This is a genomic window from Streptomyces sp. NBC_01515, assembly GCF_045040345.1.
Lineage (GTDB): Bacteria > Actinomycetota > Actinomycetes > Streptomycetales > Streptomycetaceae > Streptomyces.
The window spans coordinates 2,951,896-2,966,177 of record NZ_CP109416.1 but is presented as its reverse complement, the minus strand read 5'-3'; the positions used below and the strand labels follow the sequence as shown (position 1 = coordinate 2,966,177).

10 protein-coding genes are annotated in these 14,282 nt (G+C 69.7%); 2 read left to right on the top strand and 8 right to left on the bottom strand.

Annotation, left to right across the window (positions count from 1 at the left end; all coding sequences use genetic code 11):
- Positions 1 to 87: 87 nt before the first annotated feature.
- On the bottom strand, positions 88 to 1,182 hold the full coding sequence (locus tag OG407_RS13070) for a DUF5925 domain-containing protein (protein ID WP_405857855.1): 1,095 nt from the start codon (positions 1,180 to 1,182) through the stop codon (positions 88 to 90).
- A 206-nt stretch (positions 1,183 to 1,388) separates the two neighbouring features.
- Between OG407_RS13070 and OG407_RS13065 the strand changes: the two genes are divergently transcribed.
- Complete coding sequence (locus tag OG407_RS13065; protein ID WP_405857853.1) at positions 1,389 to 2,804, top strand: GH39 family glycosyl hydrolase; 1,416 nt, start codon at positions 1,389 to 1,391, stop codon at positions 2,802 to 2,804.
- A 20-nt stretch (positions 2,805 to 2,824) separates the two neighbouring features.
- Here OG407_RS13065 and OG407_RS13060 read toward each other — a convergent pair whose 3' ends face one another.
- From OG407_RS13060 to OG407_RS13035, 6 genes are all read right to left on the bottom strand, one after another.
- Positions 2,825 to 6,670 (bottom strand): lipopolysaccharide biosynthesis protein, encoded by a 3,846-nt coding sequence (locus OG407_RS13060; RefSeq protein WP_405857852.1) that lies wholly within the window; start codon positions 6,668 to 6,670, stop codon positions 2,825 to 2,827.
- Positions 6,663 to 7,463, bottom strand: coding sequence for a polysaccharide deacetylase family protein (locus OG407_RS13055; protein WP_405857850.1), 801 nt, complete (start codon positions 7,461 to 7,463; stop codon positions 6,663 to 6,665). The genes OG407_RS13060 and OG407_RS13055 overlap by 8 nt, the downstream gene beginning before the upstream one ends.
- On the bottom strand, positions 7,460 to 8,494 hold the full coding sequence (locus OG407_RS13050) for a glycosyltransferase family 2 protein (RefSeq protein WP_405857848.1): 1,035 nt from the start codon (positions 8,492 to 8,494) through the stop codon (positions 7,460 to 7,462). The genes OG407_RS13055 and OG407_RS13050 overlap by 4 nt, the downstream gene beginning before the upstream one ends.
- Positions 8,491 to 9,354 carry a glycosyltransferase family 2 protein gene (locus OG407_RS13045; protein ID WP_366497876.1) on the bottom strand — a complete coding sequence of 288 codons (864 nt, stop codon included), beginning with the start codon at positions 9,352 to 9,354 and terminating at the stop codon, positions 8,491 to 8,493. The genes OG407_RS13050 and OG407_RS13045 overlap by 4 nt, the downstream gene beginning before the upstream one ends.
- Before the next feature lie 369 nt (positions 9,355 to 9,723).
- Positions 9,724 to 10,149, bottom strand: a complete 426-nt coding sequence (locus OG407_RS13040; protein ID WP_405857846.1) for a hypothetical protein — start codon at positions 10,147 to 10,149, stop codon at positions 9,724 to 9,726.
- Between the two features lie 174 nt (positions 10,150 to 10,323).
- On the bottom strand, positions 10,324 to 11,532 hold the full coding sequence (locus OG407_RS13035; RefSeq protein ID WP_405857844.1) for a S8 family peptidase: 1,209 nt from the start codon (positions 11,530 to 11,532) through the stop codon (positions 10,324 to 10,326).
- A gap of 296 nt (positions 11,533 to 11,828) precedes the next feature.
- Between OG407_RS13035 and OG407_RS13030 the strand changes: the two genes are divergently transcribed.
- Complete coding sequence (locus OG407_RS13030; RefSeq protein ID WP_405857842.1) at positions 11,829 to 12,635, top strand: SGNH/GDSL hydrolase family protein; 807 nt, start codon at positions 11,829 to 11,831, stop codon at positions 12,633 to 12,635.
- A 6-nt stretch (positions 12,636 to 12,641) separates the two neighbouring features.
- On the opposite strand, the gene OG407_RS13025 is transcribed toward OG407_RS13030, so the two are convergent.
- Positions 12,642 to 14,264: a serine/threonine-protein kinase gene (locus OG407_RS13025; protein WP_405857840.1), complete on the bottom strand. Its 1,623-nt coding sequence runs from the start codon at positions 14,262 to 14,264 to the stop codon at positions 12,642 to 12,644.
- Positions 14,265 to 14,282: the final 18 nt, after the last annotated feature.

Sequence of the window (14,282 nt, the reverse complement as noted above, 5' to 3'; positions counted from 1 at the left end):
TGTCGGCCGGATGGAGGCGTAGCGCAGCCGGTGTTGTCGGAGGGCGGCGCGGTCGGCGTGGCTACCGGAGTGGCGGAGCCGGTGTCGTCACAAGTACAACCCCGCGTCCACGCCCTCCCGTTGGTCCGGTACCGAGGTCGGTTGCGTGCCGCGGCGCAGGGCGTACAGCTCTGCCAGAGTCGCGCCCTCGCGGCCTACGCCTTCCTCCGTGCCGAGCCAGTTCACGGACTCGTTGCGGGTGAGGGGGCCGACCTCGATGCGGGCGAGGCAGCGGCCGGGGCGGACGACGGCGGGGTGGAGGCGCTCCAGGTCCTCGTTGGTGGTGACGCCGACCAGGACGTTGCGGCCCTGGCCGAGGAGGCCGTCCGTGAGGTTGAGGAGCCGGGACAGCGCCTGGCCCGCCGTGTGCTTCGCCTCGCCGCGGATCAACTCGTCGCAGTCCTCCAGCAGGAGGAGCCGCCAACGGCCCTTGCCCGTCGAGTCGTCCTCGCCGATCGCGATGTCCATCAGATAGCCGACGTCGCTGAACAGCCGCTCCGGGTCCAGCACACAGTCCACCTGACACCAGTCCCGCCAGGAACGGGCCAGCGTGCGCAGCGCCGAGGTCTTGCCGGTGCCGGGCGGGCCGTGCAGCAACAGCAGCCGGCCCGCGATGTCCTCCGGGGTCGTCTTCATCAGGGTGTCCATCGCATCGGCCACCGGACGCGTGTAGTTGGCGCGCACCTCGTCCCACGTGCCCGCCGAGATCTGCCGCGTCGTACGGTGCGGGCCGCGCCGGGGGGAGACGTACCAGAACCCCATCGTCACGTTCTCCGGCTGCGGTTCGGGTTCGTCCGCCGCGCCGTCGGTCGCCTGGTCGAGGACCTTCTCGGCGAGCTCCTCGCTGGTCGCCGTGACCGTGACGTCGGCGCCGCGGTTCCAGCGGGAGATCAACAGGGTCCAGCCGTCGCCCTCGGCGAGGGTCGCGCTGCGGTCGTCGTCGCGGGCGGCGCGCAGCACGCGGGCGCCCGGCGGGAGCAGGGTCGCCCCGGTCCGGACACGGTCGATGTTCGCCGCGTGCGAGTACGGCTGCTCGCCCGTCGCGAAGCGGCCGAGGAACAGCGCGTCGACGACGTCGGACGGGGAGTCGGAGTCGTCGACGTTGAGCCGGATCGGCAGAGCGTCGTGTGGGTTAGCGGACATGGGGCCATGATCCGGCACACGGACGCCGTGTGCACCCGCTTTCCGCGGTGCGCTCCGCTGGAAAGAGCGGTGATGGGGCCGGTCGTTCGGGTGCGGCGCCGTCATGGCTGGTCGCGCCGTTCCCCGCGCCCCTTCGGGGCGCTGTTACAAGGCTGTGTGTCTGAGGCCTGCCCCGCTTGCTCCTACCGACGTTACTGTTGCCCTTGATGGGACGTCATGGGTGGAATTCGGGGGCACTGCGGTGGCGGCTCACCGCGCTGCTCGGCGTGGGTGTGGCCGCACTGGCGCTGATCGTGACCCTGATCAACACGCTGCCCGGCGGCGGCAGCACCGCCGGCACCTCGCGCGACGGCGACAAGGTGCACGGCACCCCGGCGACCCCGCCCGACGAGGACCGGCCCGAGGTCGGCTGGGGCTTCACCCACACCCAGTACAGCGCCGACGAGGGCAGCGACACCGCGACCGAGCGCGTCGAGGGGCTGCTGGCCAAGTCCCAACTCCCGCAGGACCAGGCCATCATGGGCTGGGGCGCCGACAACCCCGAGCCGGTGAAGGGGCGTTACGACTTCGGCGCCCTGGACCGCCGGGTCGACTTCATGCGCAAGTCGGGCGGTACCCCGGTCATCACGCTGTGCTGCTCACCGGACTGGATGAAGGGCGGCAAGTCCGGTGTCGACAACACCAATTGGAGCCAGGCCTCGCTGGAGACGGCGCCGAAGCCCGACCACTACGCGGACTACGCGGCGCTCGCCGCGACGGTCGCCAAGCGGTACCCGGACGTCACCCACTTCATCGTGTGGAACGAGTTCAAGGGCTTCTGGAACGACGCCAAACAGCGCTGGGACTACGAGGGTTACACCCGGCTCTACAACCTGGTCTACAAGGCGCTCAAGAAGGTCAACCCGAAGATCATGGTCGGCGGTCCGTATCTGGTGATGGACAGCGTGGACCCGCGCGACGCGAACGCCTCCAGTACTTTCAAGGGCAGTTGGGGCGCGATGGACCAGCGGATCGTCGACGCCTTCGACTACTGGAACAAGAACAAGGCTGGCGCGGACTTCGTGGTCGTCGACGGCTCCAGCTACACGAACGACGACGACCTGCTGCCGAACGAGTTCGGGGCCACCGACAAACTCACCGCCGTGAGCGAGTGGGTGCGGCAGCAGACGCACGATCTGCCGCTGTGGTGGGCCGAGTACTACGTCGAGCCCGCCGACGGCAACGACGACCGCAAGAGCTGGTCCGAGACCCACCGTGTCGCCGTCCAGGCCACCGGCATGATCGCCCTGGCCAAGGGCGGCGCCACCTCCGGCTTCTACTGGAACCCGGAGGAGGAGAAGGGCACGGACTGCGCGGGCTGCCTGTGGACGCCGACCGACAGTTCCGACGGCGGGCGGCAACTCCCCATGTACGACCTGGTGTCCCGCTTCGACGCGGCCTTCGGACCCGGCACCACGTACGAGACCGTGTCGGTCGCCGCCGACGACGTGCCCAACGTACGGGTGCTGGCCACCGACAAGACCATCCTGGTCGTGAACACCCTGGACCGGCAGATCAGCGCGAAGGTCGACGGCAGGCAGTTCGACATGGCGGCCTACGGGGTCAAGTGGCTGACACGCTGAGCCACTTGACTCCATAACGCTTATTTCATCGTCAGGAACCGCTGCACCAGCGAGGCCAGCACCACCGCCAGCAGGGGCAGCGAGAACCAGAAACTGCTCTGCAGCCAGCGCAGTTGACGCACGCTCGGCCGGACCGCGACCCGGACGACCTCGCGGGCCGTCAGCATCAGGATCAGAGCGAGGGCGGCGAGCGCGCCGACCACCGACCACGGCGTCCAGGTGATCTGCGGTCCGATCGGCCCGGGATCGGGCTTCGGGACCGCACCCGCCGGCTGCTCGCGCAGGGAGTACATGGTCACGTCGGCGTTGACGAGGACCTTCTTCAACTCCTGCCGGTTGTCCAGGTTCTGGATGAGCCGGGACTCCCAGGTCGCCGAGTAGCCCGCGTCCAGCTGGAGCGAGACGACCTGGCTCTTGTTGAGCATCAGATACGAGTTCGGGCCCGCGTCCTTGAGCGCCTTGACCAGACCGGACACCAGCACCGGGTCCGAAGGGGCCAGCGTCGGGACGTAGTTGACCCGCTCCATGTCCTTCGCGCCCCACGGTATCGCCGGCGTCACGTCGTTGACCGTGTCGTCGCTCAGCCACAGCAGCCGTACCGTCGGCTTGTCGTGGGCGTACACGTAGTTCATGGCCGCGACCTCGCCGGGCCGGACCCGCTCGAAGCCCTCGTTGCCCCAACGGGCCACCAGGAAGCCGCCCATGAGCAGCAGACCCGCGAGCAGCGCGGCCAGCGGGGCGAGGCTCACCCGGTCCTTCTCGCGCTCCTTGGCGGTGGCGCCGGTGCGCGGGAAGAGGGCGAGGCCCGCGAGCAGGGCCGCGCCGGGCACCGCGAACATGAAGACGCGCAGCGCCATCTCGCCGCCGTAGGACTGCATGCCGAAGCCCAGGAACGGGACGAAGGTGAGGACGAGCAGGGAGCGTTCGCGGTATTTGTGGTCGCGGCGGCGCCACCAGCCCCAGCAGGCGAAGGCCATGACGCCGCCGGCCAGCAGGACGCGGGTGTAGAGGACCAGCTTGTGGGTCGAACTGCCGCCCTGGATACGGCCGGAGACGGAGGTCGAGACGTTGCTGCCGACGCCGCCTACCCCGCCGAAGAGGTCGTTGAAGTGTCCGGACCAGTACGGCTCCGCCATGAAGCCGAGCCAGACCGCGACCAGTACCCCGAACAGGATGGGCAGGCCGCGGAGTTCGGAGCGGCCGAGCAGGACGAGGACCGTGAGCACGCCCAGCATCACGAACGGCGTGAGCTGGTGGGCCGGGACGCTCGCCGCGAACAGACCGATCAACACCAGGAGCAGGGCGGCCTGTTGACGCCGGTCGGTGGGTTCGACCTCCGCCTCGCCGGGCCGCATCCTCGTCCACAGGACGTGGGGTGCCCGGAACCAGACCAGGAGGATCGCGACGAAGGCCAGGTAGAGAAGGAAGGTGAAGCCCTGCGGGGAGAAGTAGTCCTGGCCGACCCAGCCGCTGAGCACGAAGATCCAGATGCCGGTCCACTTCGCCCGCCAGCTCGCCCGCATTGAGCGCACGAGCAGGAACATCGGTGCCAGATAGGCGAGTTGGATGGCCGTCGGCCACCAGCGGATGACCTCGGTCCAGTCGGTGATCCCGCACGCCTTGCCGATGAACGCGGCCACCGCGAAGAAGCCCGGCCAGCTCCAGCGCGCGTCCAGATCGGGTACGGCCGACCCGGTGCGGTCGATGTAGTCGATGAACCCGAGGTGCTGCCAGGCCGTCGGGAAACGCGGCTCGGTCTCGATCACCGCGGGCAGCGCGTGCAGGGAGATGACGGTCGCGAGCAGGGTGATCAGCAGCAGTGCCTTGTGCTCACGGCCCAGCCACAGCAGCGCGGCGAACACCACGATCAGCAGCGCGGCGCCGACCAGCGTGGGCAGTGGCAGCACCGAGATCAGGCCGAGCCCGCCCATGCGGTCGAGGTCGGACTCGCCGAGCCGCGCCGCGGGCACCCAGTACAGGAGCAGCGCGGCGACCAGCAGACAGCCGAGCACGACACCGGGGCGGGTGGGCGCGAGACGCTCGCGCAGGGACAACGGGCGGGAGGGCGGCGGGACTTCGGACTTCCGCGCCTTCTCCGCCGTATCTTCCCGGGCCTGTTCCCGTACGAGCGACTCTTCCGATACGACCACTCGGTCGGAGCCGTTGGCGGGCTCGAACGGCGCGTCCACCTGCGCCTCGGCGGACGGGCTCAGTGAGGACTCGGAGCCGGGTTCCCGTTCCTCGACGGGCAGCCCGACGATCTCGGACCGCTTGATGCCGAGTGCCCAGGTCGGGCGCTGCTCGCCGGACACGATGGGTGTGCCGGTGGGCGGGGTGCCGGGGCCCGGGCGTACGTCCGGCCGGCGTTCCAGGTGGTCGAAGTCGACGTGGATGCCGAGCGCGAGGGTGTCGGAGTCGAGCGCCCAGGCCGGGCCGCGACGGCGCGGTGCGGCGACCGGGACCTCGCGCGCGCCCAGGTCGGCGAGGTCGCCGTCCGGCGCCGCGTCCTCGGGCAACTCCGCGGCCGGTGCGGCCCGTAGCGTCTTGAACAGCTTGGGCGCGGCGATCGCCACGATCACCGCGAGGCTGGAGATCTCGGCGACGCCCGCGCCGGTCAGGCCCATGCGGGGGAGCAGCAGCAGCGTCAGACTGAGCACCAGGACGCACAACAGGCCCTGCAGCCAGGCGAGTCCACCGGTGCGGCTCTGCGCGCGCAGCACCGCGAAGTACGTCTCCATGAGGACCCGTAGCAGCGCGCCCACCGCGAACCAGCGCAGCAGCGGGGTCGCCGCGTCCGCGTAGCCCGCGCCGAAGACGCCCAGGATGTACGGGGCGCCGATGAACAGCAGCCCGCAGATCGGCAGCATGATCCGGGCCATGCGCTTGAGCGCGGCCCGGGTGTTGGCGGCGATGCGGGCCGGGTCGTGGGAGCCCTCGACGGTCAGCGAGGCGCCCATGTTGATGGCGAGCAGGTTGATCGTGCCGCCTATCGTCGTGGTGATGTAGAAGTACGCGTTGTCCTCGGAGCTGACCTGCGAGGCGATGATCACCGGCACCAGGTAGACCACGGCGAGCGAGAACAGCGAGCCGGTGTAGTCCCCGGCGAGGAACCTGCCGATCTCCCGCAGCGTCGGCGGCCTCGCGTGCTCCTCGGTCGCCTTGATGTGCCGGGGCACCAGCCGCCGGAACACCAGCCAGCCGAGCGGCACCACGGAGAACGCGATCGCGGCGACCCAGGACACGAAGACACCGCTCGCGGCGAGCACCGACGCGAGTCCCACGAGCAGCGCCAACTTCACTGCCGAGAAAACCGTGTTGCCCACCGGCACCCAGGGCGCGCTGCGCAGCCCGGTCAGCACCCCGTCCTGCAGCGTGAGCAGGTTCCAGGCGACGACCGCGACGACGAAGCCGAGCGCGGGGATCGGCCCGTGCAGGAAGCGGTACGAGGGTCCCCAGTCGTTGAGCGTCAGCAGGAAGATCCCGGCCCCGCACGCGACGACGACCGAACTGCCCGCGTACGTACGGAAGATGAGGCGTCCGGTGGCACGTCCGGCGACCGGGATGAAGCGGGCCAGGGCGCCGGTCAGCGTGACCGCCGTGAGCCCGGCCAGCAGCTTCATCGCGGCGATGGCCGCCGAGCCCTGGCCGACCGCGGACGGGGAGTAGTAGTGGGCGGCGATCAGCCAGTAGCCGAGCCCGAGCACCGCGGAGATCCCGGTGTTGAGCATCAGGGCGTAGGCGTTGCGGAACAGCGGGCTGCCGCCGGGGGACTTGCTCCTTCCCGGCAGGCGCAGTCGGCGCCCCGTCTGCTGGGGCGCCTCGGTCTCGGGCGCCGCGTCCTGGGTGGTGGTCGTCGTGTCAGACACGGGAACGGCTGGCCTTCCGGCGGACCTGTCGAGCTCTGCGGACCATGGCGTAACCCTGGGTCAGGGCACGGTCCCTGGCGAAGTTGCGGGCGATCGCACGGCCCTCGGCGAGCCGCTCGAACTCCTCGACTCCCGTACTGCGGCGCACGGTTACCCGGCGCAAGGCGTACGGTCCCTGGCGGCGCCGGGCGAGGTCGTTGCCGACGGCGAGCGCCTGCGCGAACCCGGTCTCCCGCACCGCCTGACGCACCCGGCGGCTGGAGTAGCCGTACGGATACGCGAACGAGACGGGTACGGACCCGAGTTCGTCGGCGACGATCTCCCGGCAGCGGACCAGTTCCGTGCGCAGGGTGTCGTCGTCGAGCTGGTCGAGCTGCGGGTGGGTGTGGCTGTGGCCGCCGATCTCGACGTCCGCGCCCGCGAGTTCGCGCACCTGGTCCCAGTCGAGCATGGTGTCCAGGCCGCCGCCGGTGTCGTGGGCGCCCCGGATCCAGCCGGTGGAGACGAACAGGGTGGACGCGAAGCCGTGTTGGGCCAGCGCGGGCAGCGCGTGCCGGTGCACACCCTCGTATCCGTCGTCGAAGGTGATCAGCACCGGGCGCTCGGGCAGCGGTTTACCGGAACGCCAACTCGCCGCGAGATCGGCGGTGTTGACGGGCGTGAAGCGCAGGTCGCCGAGGAGCGCAAGCTGCTCGGCGAACGCCTCGGGCGCGACGGACAGTTCGCGGGTGGCGTCGTTCGGGGCGGCGGCGACCGAGTGGTACATCAGGATCGGCACGGGTGTGTCACTCATGTCAGCTCGCCCCCCGTGCTGGTGCCGCTCTCACGCTCGTCCGCGTGCCCCTCGATCTCCACCACCGAGAAGGTGACCCCGCCGCGTCGGGACCGGACGCTTCCGATGACGTATCCGGCCGCCGCTGTGAGCACCCCGGCGACGATCGCGCCCGCTCGGCCCGTGCCGCCCGGTCGGGCGAGGGCGGCGTCGCGCAGGCCGCGTGCGACCCCGGCCGGCAGGACTCGGGTGGTGTATCGGCGCTCCGACTCAAGTCCCTTGTCGGCGCCGACGCTTCGGGCCACCAGGGCCTTGGAGAGACCCTCGGCGTACGTGCGCGTGCGGAAGTATCCGAAGTGCTCGCGGACCGCGGGGACCCGGTGGTGGATCACCGCGCGGTCGTCGATCAGCAGTACCGCGTCCGGCCGGGCGCGGGTGAGCCGGATGCAGAGTTCCGTCTCCTCGCCGCCCAGCGGACGCTTGTCGCCGTCGCGCCCGATGCCGGTCGCGAAACCGCCGGCCGCGTCGAACGCCGTACGCCGGAACGAGGCGTTGCCGCCGAGGACGTTGCGGACCCGGACCCGGCCCGGCGGCAGGCCCTTGTACGTGCAGCCCACCACCCAGTCGAACTCCTCGGGGAACCAGGCCGGTCGGCGCCCCGACGCCCAGATCGGCATCGTCCGGCCGCCGACGGCCATCACCTTCGGGTCGGTGTACGCCTCGGCGAAGTACCGCAGCCACTCCCGCTCGGCCACGGCGTCGTCGTCGAGGAAGGCGATGACCTCGCCGCGCGAGACGGCGATACCGGTGTTGCGGCCTGCCGAGAGGCCGCGCGGGCCCGCGTTGGCCAGGACCCGGACCTCGCCTGTTTCCTCAACGTCCTTGTACTCCCTGGTGAGCCGGTCCAGGAGAGCGGGGTTGTGGTCGACGACCAGCAACGTCTCCAGCGCGGGCCGTGACTGCGCCCGCACCGAGGAGACCGCCGCGAGGATGTCCTCCCAGCGGTCCTCGGTGTAGACGCAGATCACGACGGAGATGTCGTGACTGCTCAAGACACCTCTCCCCGGACCGAGTTGAGCTGCGGGTCGAGCTGAGGATCGCGTTGCGGGTCGAGCGTGTCGATCATCGTGGAGTGCGAACGGCGGCGCAGCGCACGCCGGTTGGAGCGCTCCTTGAGGATCACCTTGAGCACCCGGATCCCGTCCCGCACGGCACGCAGATTGCTCGTGCCGTGGATACGGAGGTACTCGTGACTGGGGATCTCCTGCACCTTGAGACCGGCCTTGACCACCCGGATGTTGATGAGTGTCTCGATCTCGAAGCCGGTGCAGTCGAGGTCGATCTTGTCGAGGCAGTGCCGCCAGAACGCGTTGTATCCGTAACAGAGATCGGTGTAGCGGGCGCCGAACTTGCGGTTGACGATCGTGCACAGCGCCCAGTTGCCGAGCTTGCGGATGAACGTCATGTCGTCCGTGCCGCCGCCGTTGGCGAAGCGGGAGCCCTTGGCGAAGTCCGCGCCCGAGACGAGGGCGGAGACATAGCTGACGATCTCGTGCCCGTCGGCCGAGCCGTCCGCGTCGACCATCACGATGATGTCGCCGCTGCATGCCTCGAACCCGGTGATCAGGGCATCCCCCTTGCCCTTGCCCTGCTGTTCGACGACCTTGACCCCGGGCCACAGCTCGCGGGCCACCTCGACGGTGTTGTCGGTGGAATTGCCGTCCACAAGAACCACTTCGTGTATCCACGCGGGAAGTGTCTTGAAGACGTAGGGAAGATTCTCCGCCTCATTCATGGCGGGAATCACCACGCTCACCGGCGGTGTGATCGCCAGGTGAGAGGAGATCGGCCGGTATTTGGCCGACATTAACGGATCTTGGCCCGATGTTGCTGGGCGCAGAACGGAACTCACGAATCTGGTCCCTCTCGTCCGGCGGACCGCCCGCCCCTGGGCGGCCCGGCTCTGTGCTCCGGTTCGAAAGGGGGGTTCTCACAGGCGCCACGGAGAATACGAATCTCCGTGCACGCGTGGTGAGCTGGCAAAACTGGTCGACCCCCGGAAAACATGAAAGCCGGCCGCGCGGACGACTCGGTTACACATACGGTCACCGAGCACGGCACCCCCCTACCGCGCCCCGCCCCGGATTCATCGCGGTTCTTGAGCCCTCCCCTAGAGCCGCTCGATGATGAACCAGTGCGGGTGAGATGTACGACGGTATTGATGATTGAACCTGTATGGCAAGACCTGGAACGAGGCCTCACGTTTTTGTTGGTTTGACCGTTACACTCCTTTGTCAGCCGTTGTGCGGCCCGGCATATGCCGCATGAATACCGATAGCGATATCAGGCCACTGATCAACGCCACCGTGATGATTCCGCCGTCGACCGACCACCGGTGCACGGCCAGCATTCCCTGGGCCACCAGCATGTCGACCACCACCGCGCCCGCCACCGAGGTGAGAACGCGGCCGAAGGGATCAAGTCCGCGCAACACCGCGGCAATTGCCGAAGCCGGCGCCGCGAACAGGAAGAACAGCGCGAACGGACCGCGCAACGGCGATCCCGAGTCGACGAGCGCGAGCAGCGCCCCGACCCCTCCCACGGCGACCGCCGCGCCCGCGAGCAGTGGCGCCAGGTCCCTCCCCGGTCCTGACCGCACCCGCTCGACGCCGTCCGTGGAAGCTCTCTTGATACGTAAGGTCTGCATTGGCGACTTTGCCCCCCAGTGCGCCGGATGCCGGGCTTCAATGTCGCGCAGCCCGACCGGGCACGTCAAGGTGCGGAAGCCGCTTGCACCGGTTCTTGTGCATCCCCGAACGGACGTTCCCCGGAGGCCTGTGCTGCCCCCGGGGAACCGTTGTTCGGGTGGAGCGGCAGGGTGTTACGGGACGAGCTTCAGCAGCTTGTTCGGTGAGCCCGTGCCCGGGCTGGTCACCACACCCGAAGTGGCCCCGTTCACCAGGGCCGTGGCGACCTGAGCGGGAGTGGACGAGGTGTGGCCCGCGAGGTAGACGGCTGCGGCGCCCGCCACGTGCGGGGTCGCCATCGAGGTGCCCGACAGGGTGGCGGTGGCGGTGTCGCTGGTGTTGTAGCCGGCCAGGATCGACGAGCCGGGCGCGAAGATGTCCAGTACCGAACCGTAGTTGGAGTAACTGGCCCTGGCGTCCGTGCTGGTGGTGGCGCCGACCGTGATCGCGGTGGCGACCCGGGCGGGGGAGTACGAGGAGGCGTTGGCACTGCTGTTGCCCGCCGCGACCGCGTAAGTCACGCCGCTGGATATGGAGTTGGCGACCGCGGTGTCGAGCGAGGTGGAGGCGGAGCCGCCGAGCGACATGTTGGCGACCGCCGGCGTGGTGTGGTTCGAGGTCACCCAGTCGATGCCCGCGATCACCCCGGCCGTCGTACCCGAGCCGCTGTTGTCCAGCACCCGGACCGCCACGACGGTCGCCTTCTTGGCGACGCCGTACGTCGAGCCCGCGATCGTCGTGGCCACGTGCGTGCCGTGGCCGTTGCCGTCGGAGGCGGTGGTGTCGCCGTCGACCGCGTCGTAGCCGTAGGAGGCGCGGCCGGTGATCTGGGTGTGGGTGATCCGGACGCCGGTGTCGATGACGTACACGGTCACGCCGCTGCCCGCGCTGTCCGGGTACGTGTACGTCCCGGAGAGCGGCAGTGCGGCCTGGTCGATGCGGTCCAGGCCCCAGGGCGCGCTGGACTGGGTGGTGTCGGTCAGGTGGACGCGCTGGTTCTGCTCCACCGCGGCGACGGCCGGGTCGGCGGCGAGTCTCGCGGCCTCGGTTGCGGAGAGGCTCGCCGTGTAGCCGTTCAGCACCGTGCCGAACGTCTTGGTGACCGTGCCGCCGTACTCCTTGATCAGCCCCTTGCCCGCGGCCGAGGACGCCGTGAGGCCGGCGCTCTTCTTGAGGGTGACGATGTAGCTGCCGTCGACGGCTGTGGGGGAGCCGGCGGCCAGTACCGTGCCCGTGGCCGGGGCGGCCTGGGCGGGGAGTGCGGTGAGCCCGCCGACGAGGGCGGCGGTGGCGGCGCCGGTGATCGCGGCGAGCCGGAGCTTGTTGCTACGCAGGAGTGCCATTACGAGGGAGTCCTCCTCCAGGCGGCGCGCGCCCGGGTCGGCGCGCGGCTGTGGGGGTGCGCGCGTCGTCGTGCGCACAACCCTGGAGCGTTGTGTTCCGCACCAAGGCTGAGCAAAGCCTGGGTCATGAACCGGTCTGGTTCAAGGGAGTTGACGGCCTGTCACAGAGCTGTCATGAGCACGCAATCAAGCGCCCCACCGCCCCTCTGCCGGACTCTCCATTGGCATGCACACTTCCCGTCAACGCGCGTCACTGCTACGACGGTTGTGGCAGAGATCCTGCTAAGGGAGGTTCCATGAGACGTTCCCGATTTACGGCATACGTGACCTCGCTCCTCCTCGCCGCCGCGCTCGCCCTCACCGGGGCGATGACGGCGCAGGCATCCCAAATCGCCGCCACCGGCGGCTATGTGGCCCTCGGCGACTCCTACTCCTCCGGGGTCGGCGCGGGCAGCAAGATCAGCTCCAGCGGGTCCTGCGACCGCAGCACCAAGGCCTACCCCTACCTCTGGGCAGCCGCGCATTCACCCTCGACGTTCGACTTCAAGGCCTGCTCGGGCGCTCGTACGAGTGATGTTCTCGCCGGCCAGCTCGGCACCCTCAGCACCTCGACCGGCCTCGTCTCGATCAGCGTCGGCGGCAACGACGCCGGCTTCAGCGACGTCATGACGACCTGCGTCCTGCAGTCCGACAGCTCCTGCCTCTCCCGGATCGCCACCGCGAAGGCGTACGTCGACTCGACGCTCCCCGGCCTCCTCGACAAGGTCTACTCGACGATCAGCGCCAAAGCCCCCGCCGCGCACGTGGTCGTGCTCGGCTACCCGCGCTTCTACAAACTCGGCACCACCTGCCTCGGCCTCTCCGCGACCAAGCGCTCCGCCATCAACGGCGCGGCCGACTACCTCGACGCCGCCCTCGCCAAGCGCGCCGCCGACCACGGCTTCACCTTCGGCGACGTACGCACCACGTTCACCGGCCACGAGATCTGCTCCGGCAGCTCCTGGCTGCACAGCCTCAACCTGCTGAGCATCACCGAGTCGTACCACCCGACCGCGGCCGGCCAGTCCGGCGGCTATCTCCCGGTCCTGACCGGCGCGGTCTGACCCCTCTCACTCCGAGGGCGTCGCCGAGTTCGACGCGGAGGCCCCGTCCGACGGGGTCTCCGCCACGCAAGTCACCGAGAACGGCACGGAGTTGGACTCCTCGTTCACCGGGCTGCGGATCTCGACACTGATCTCGTTCTTGAACGTCCCGCTGTTCGAGTACGTCGTGAGGAACACCCGGTCCTGCTTGGTCTTCCCGCCGCCCGACGGGAACGACAGCGTCTTCCAGCCGGGGTTGGAGACCGAACCGTTCTTCGTCACCCACCGGTAGGACACCTCCGCGGGCAGCTTCCCCACCGTGATGCTGGCCGTGAAGGTCGGCGCCTTCGCGTTCGGCGGCGGACAGCTGCCGGAGTACTCGGTGTTGGCCCCCTCCACCGTCGCCTTCACCGACTGCGGCGCCGACGAGGACTTGCTGCTGCTCGGGCTCGGAGTGTCGCTCGGAGCCGTGGTCTTGCTGCTCGCACTCGGTGAAGTCTTGTCCGAGGGCTGGCTCTTGGGGGTGTTCGTGCTCTTGCCCGCGTTCGCGTCCTTGTCGTTGTTCCGGTTGATCAGCGTGTACGTCAGTCCGCCGATCGCCAGGGCCAGCGCGATCAGCCCCGCGACCAGCACGACGGCCGCCCGCCGGTTGCGGTGCGGTTCGTCCGCGGCCGTCGGCGTCGAGTAGGAGTCGGGCGGCGGCCCGAAGCCCTGCACCGGCTGCGCCGGCGTCCGCGAGTCCTGCTGGGAGTAGCCGTCCTGCGGATACCCCGCCATCGTCGGCGAGTACGGCGTCGTCGGCGCCGTGGACGCGCGCGGCGTACCGCCCGCCGCGACCAGCCGCAGATCCTGCTCCGCCTGCTCCGCGGACATCCGCTCGGCCGGGTCCTTGCGCAGCAGTCCCTCGATGACCGGGGTGAGCGGCCCCGCCAGCAGCGGGGTCGGCAACTCCTCGTCGACGATGGCCCGCAGGGTGCTCAGCGGGGTGTTCTGACGGAACGGCGAGTGCCCCTCGACCGCCGCGTACAGCAGCACGCCGAGCGCCCACAGATCGGACTCGGGTCCCGGCGTACGGCCCAACGCCCGCTCCGGGGCGAGGAATTCGGGCGAACCGATGACCTCGCCGGTCATGGTGAGCGCCGAACTGCCCTCGACCATCGCGATACCGAAGTCGGTCAGGACGACCCGACCGTCGTTCGACATCAGCACGTTGGCCGGTTTCACGTCCCGGTGCAGCACCCCGGCGTCGTGCGCGGCGCGCAGCGCGGCCAGCACCTCGGCACCGATGTGCGCGGTCCGCTGCGGGGTCAACGGCCCCTCGCCGTCCAGGAGATCGGCCAGGGACATGCCCCGCACCAGCTCCATGACGATCCAGGGGCGGCCGTCCTCCGTGGCCACGTCGTACACCGTCACCACGTTGCGGTTGGCGACCCGCGCCGCCGCCCACGCCTCGCGCTCCAGCCGGGCGTACATCCGCTCCACGTCGTCGGATGCCAGTCCGCCCGGCGCGCGCACCTCCTTGACGGCGACCTCGCGTTGCAACACTTCGTCGCGGGCCCGCCACACCGTGCCCATCCCGCCCTCACCGAGGGGGGACAGGAGCCGGTAGCGGCCCGCGATCACACGTTCAGTGCCCGGATCTTCGGACATGGGCTCCCCCCATTCGCA

Excerpts from the sequence above, each read along its gene's own strand:
- OG407_RS13070 (WP_405857855.1), bottom strand. The coding sequence starts at position 1,182 with ATGTCCGCTAACCCACACGACGCTCTGCCGATCCGGCTCAACGTCGAC.
- OG407_RS13065 (WP_405857853.1), top strand. The coding sequence starts at position 1,389 with ATGGGACGTCATGGGTGGAATTCGGGGGCACTGCGGTGGCGGCTCACC.
- OG407_RS13055 (WP_405857850.1), bottom strand. The coding sequence starts at position 7,463 with ATGAGTGACACACCCGTGCCGATCCTGATGTACCACTCGGTCGCCGCC.
- OG407_RS13040 (WP_405857846.1), bottom strand. The coding sequence starts at position 10,149 with ATGCAGACCTTACGTATCAAGAGAGCTTCCACGGACGGCGTCGAGCGG.
- OG407_RS13035 (WP_405857844.1), bottom strand. The coding sequence starts at position 11,532 with ATGGCACTCCTGCGTAGCAACAAGCTCCGGCTCGCCGCGATCACCGGC.
- OG407_RS13030 (WP_405857842.1), top strand. The coding sequence starts at position 11,829 with ATGAGACGTTCCCGATTTACGGCATACGTGACCTCGCTCCTCCTCGCC.
- OG407_RS13025 (WP_405857840.1), bottom strand. The coding sequence starts at position 14,264 with ATGTCCGAAGATCCGGGCACTGAACGTGTGATCGCGGGCCGCTACCGG.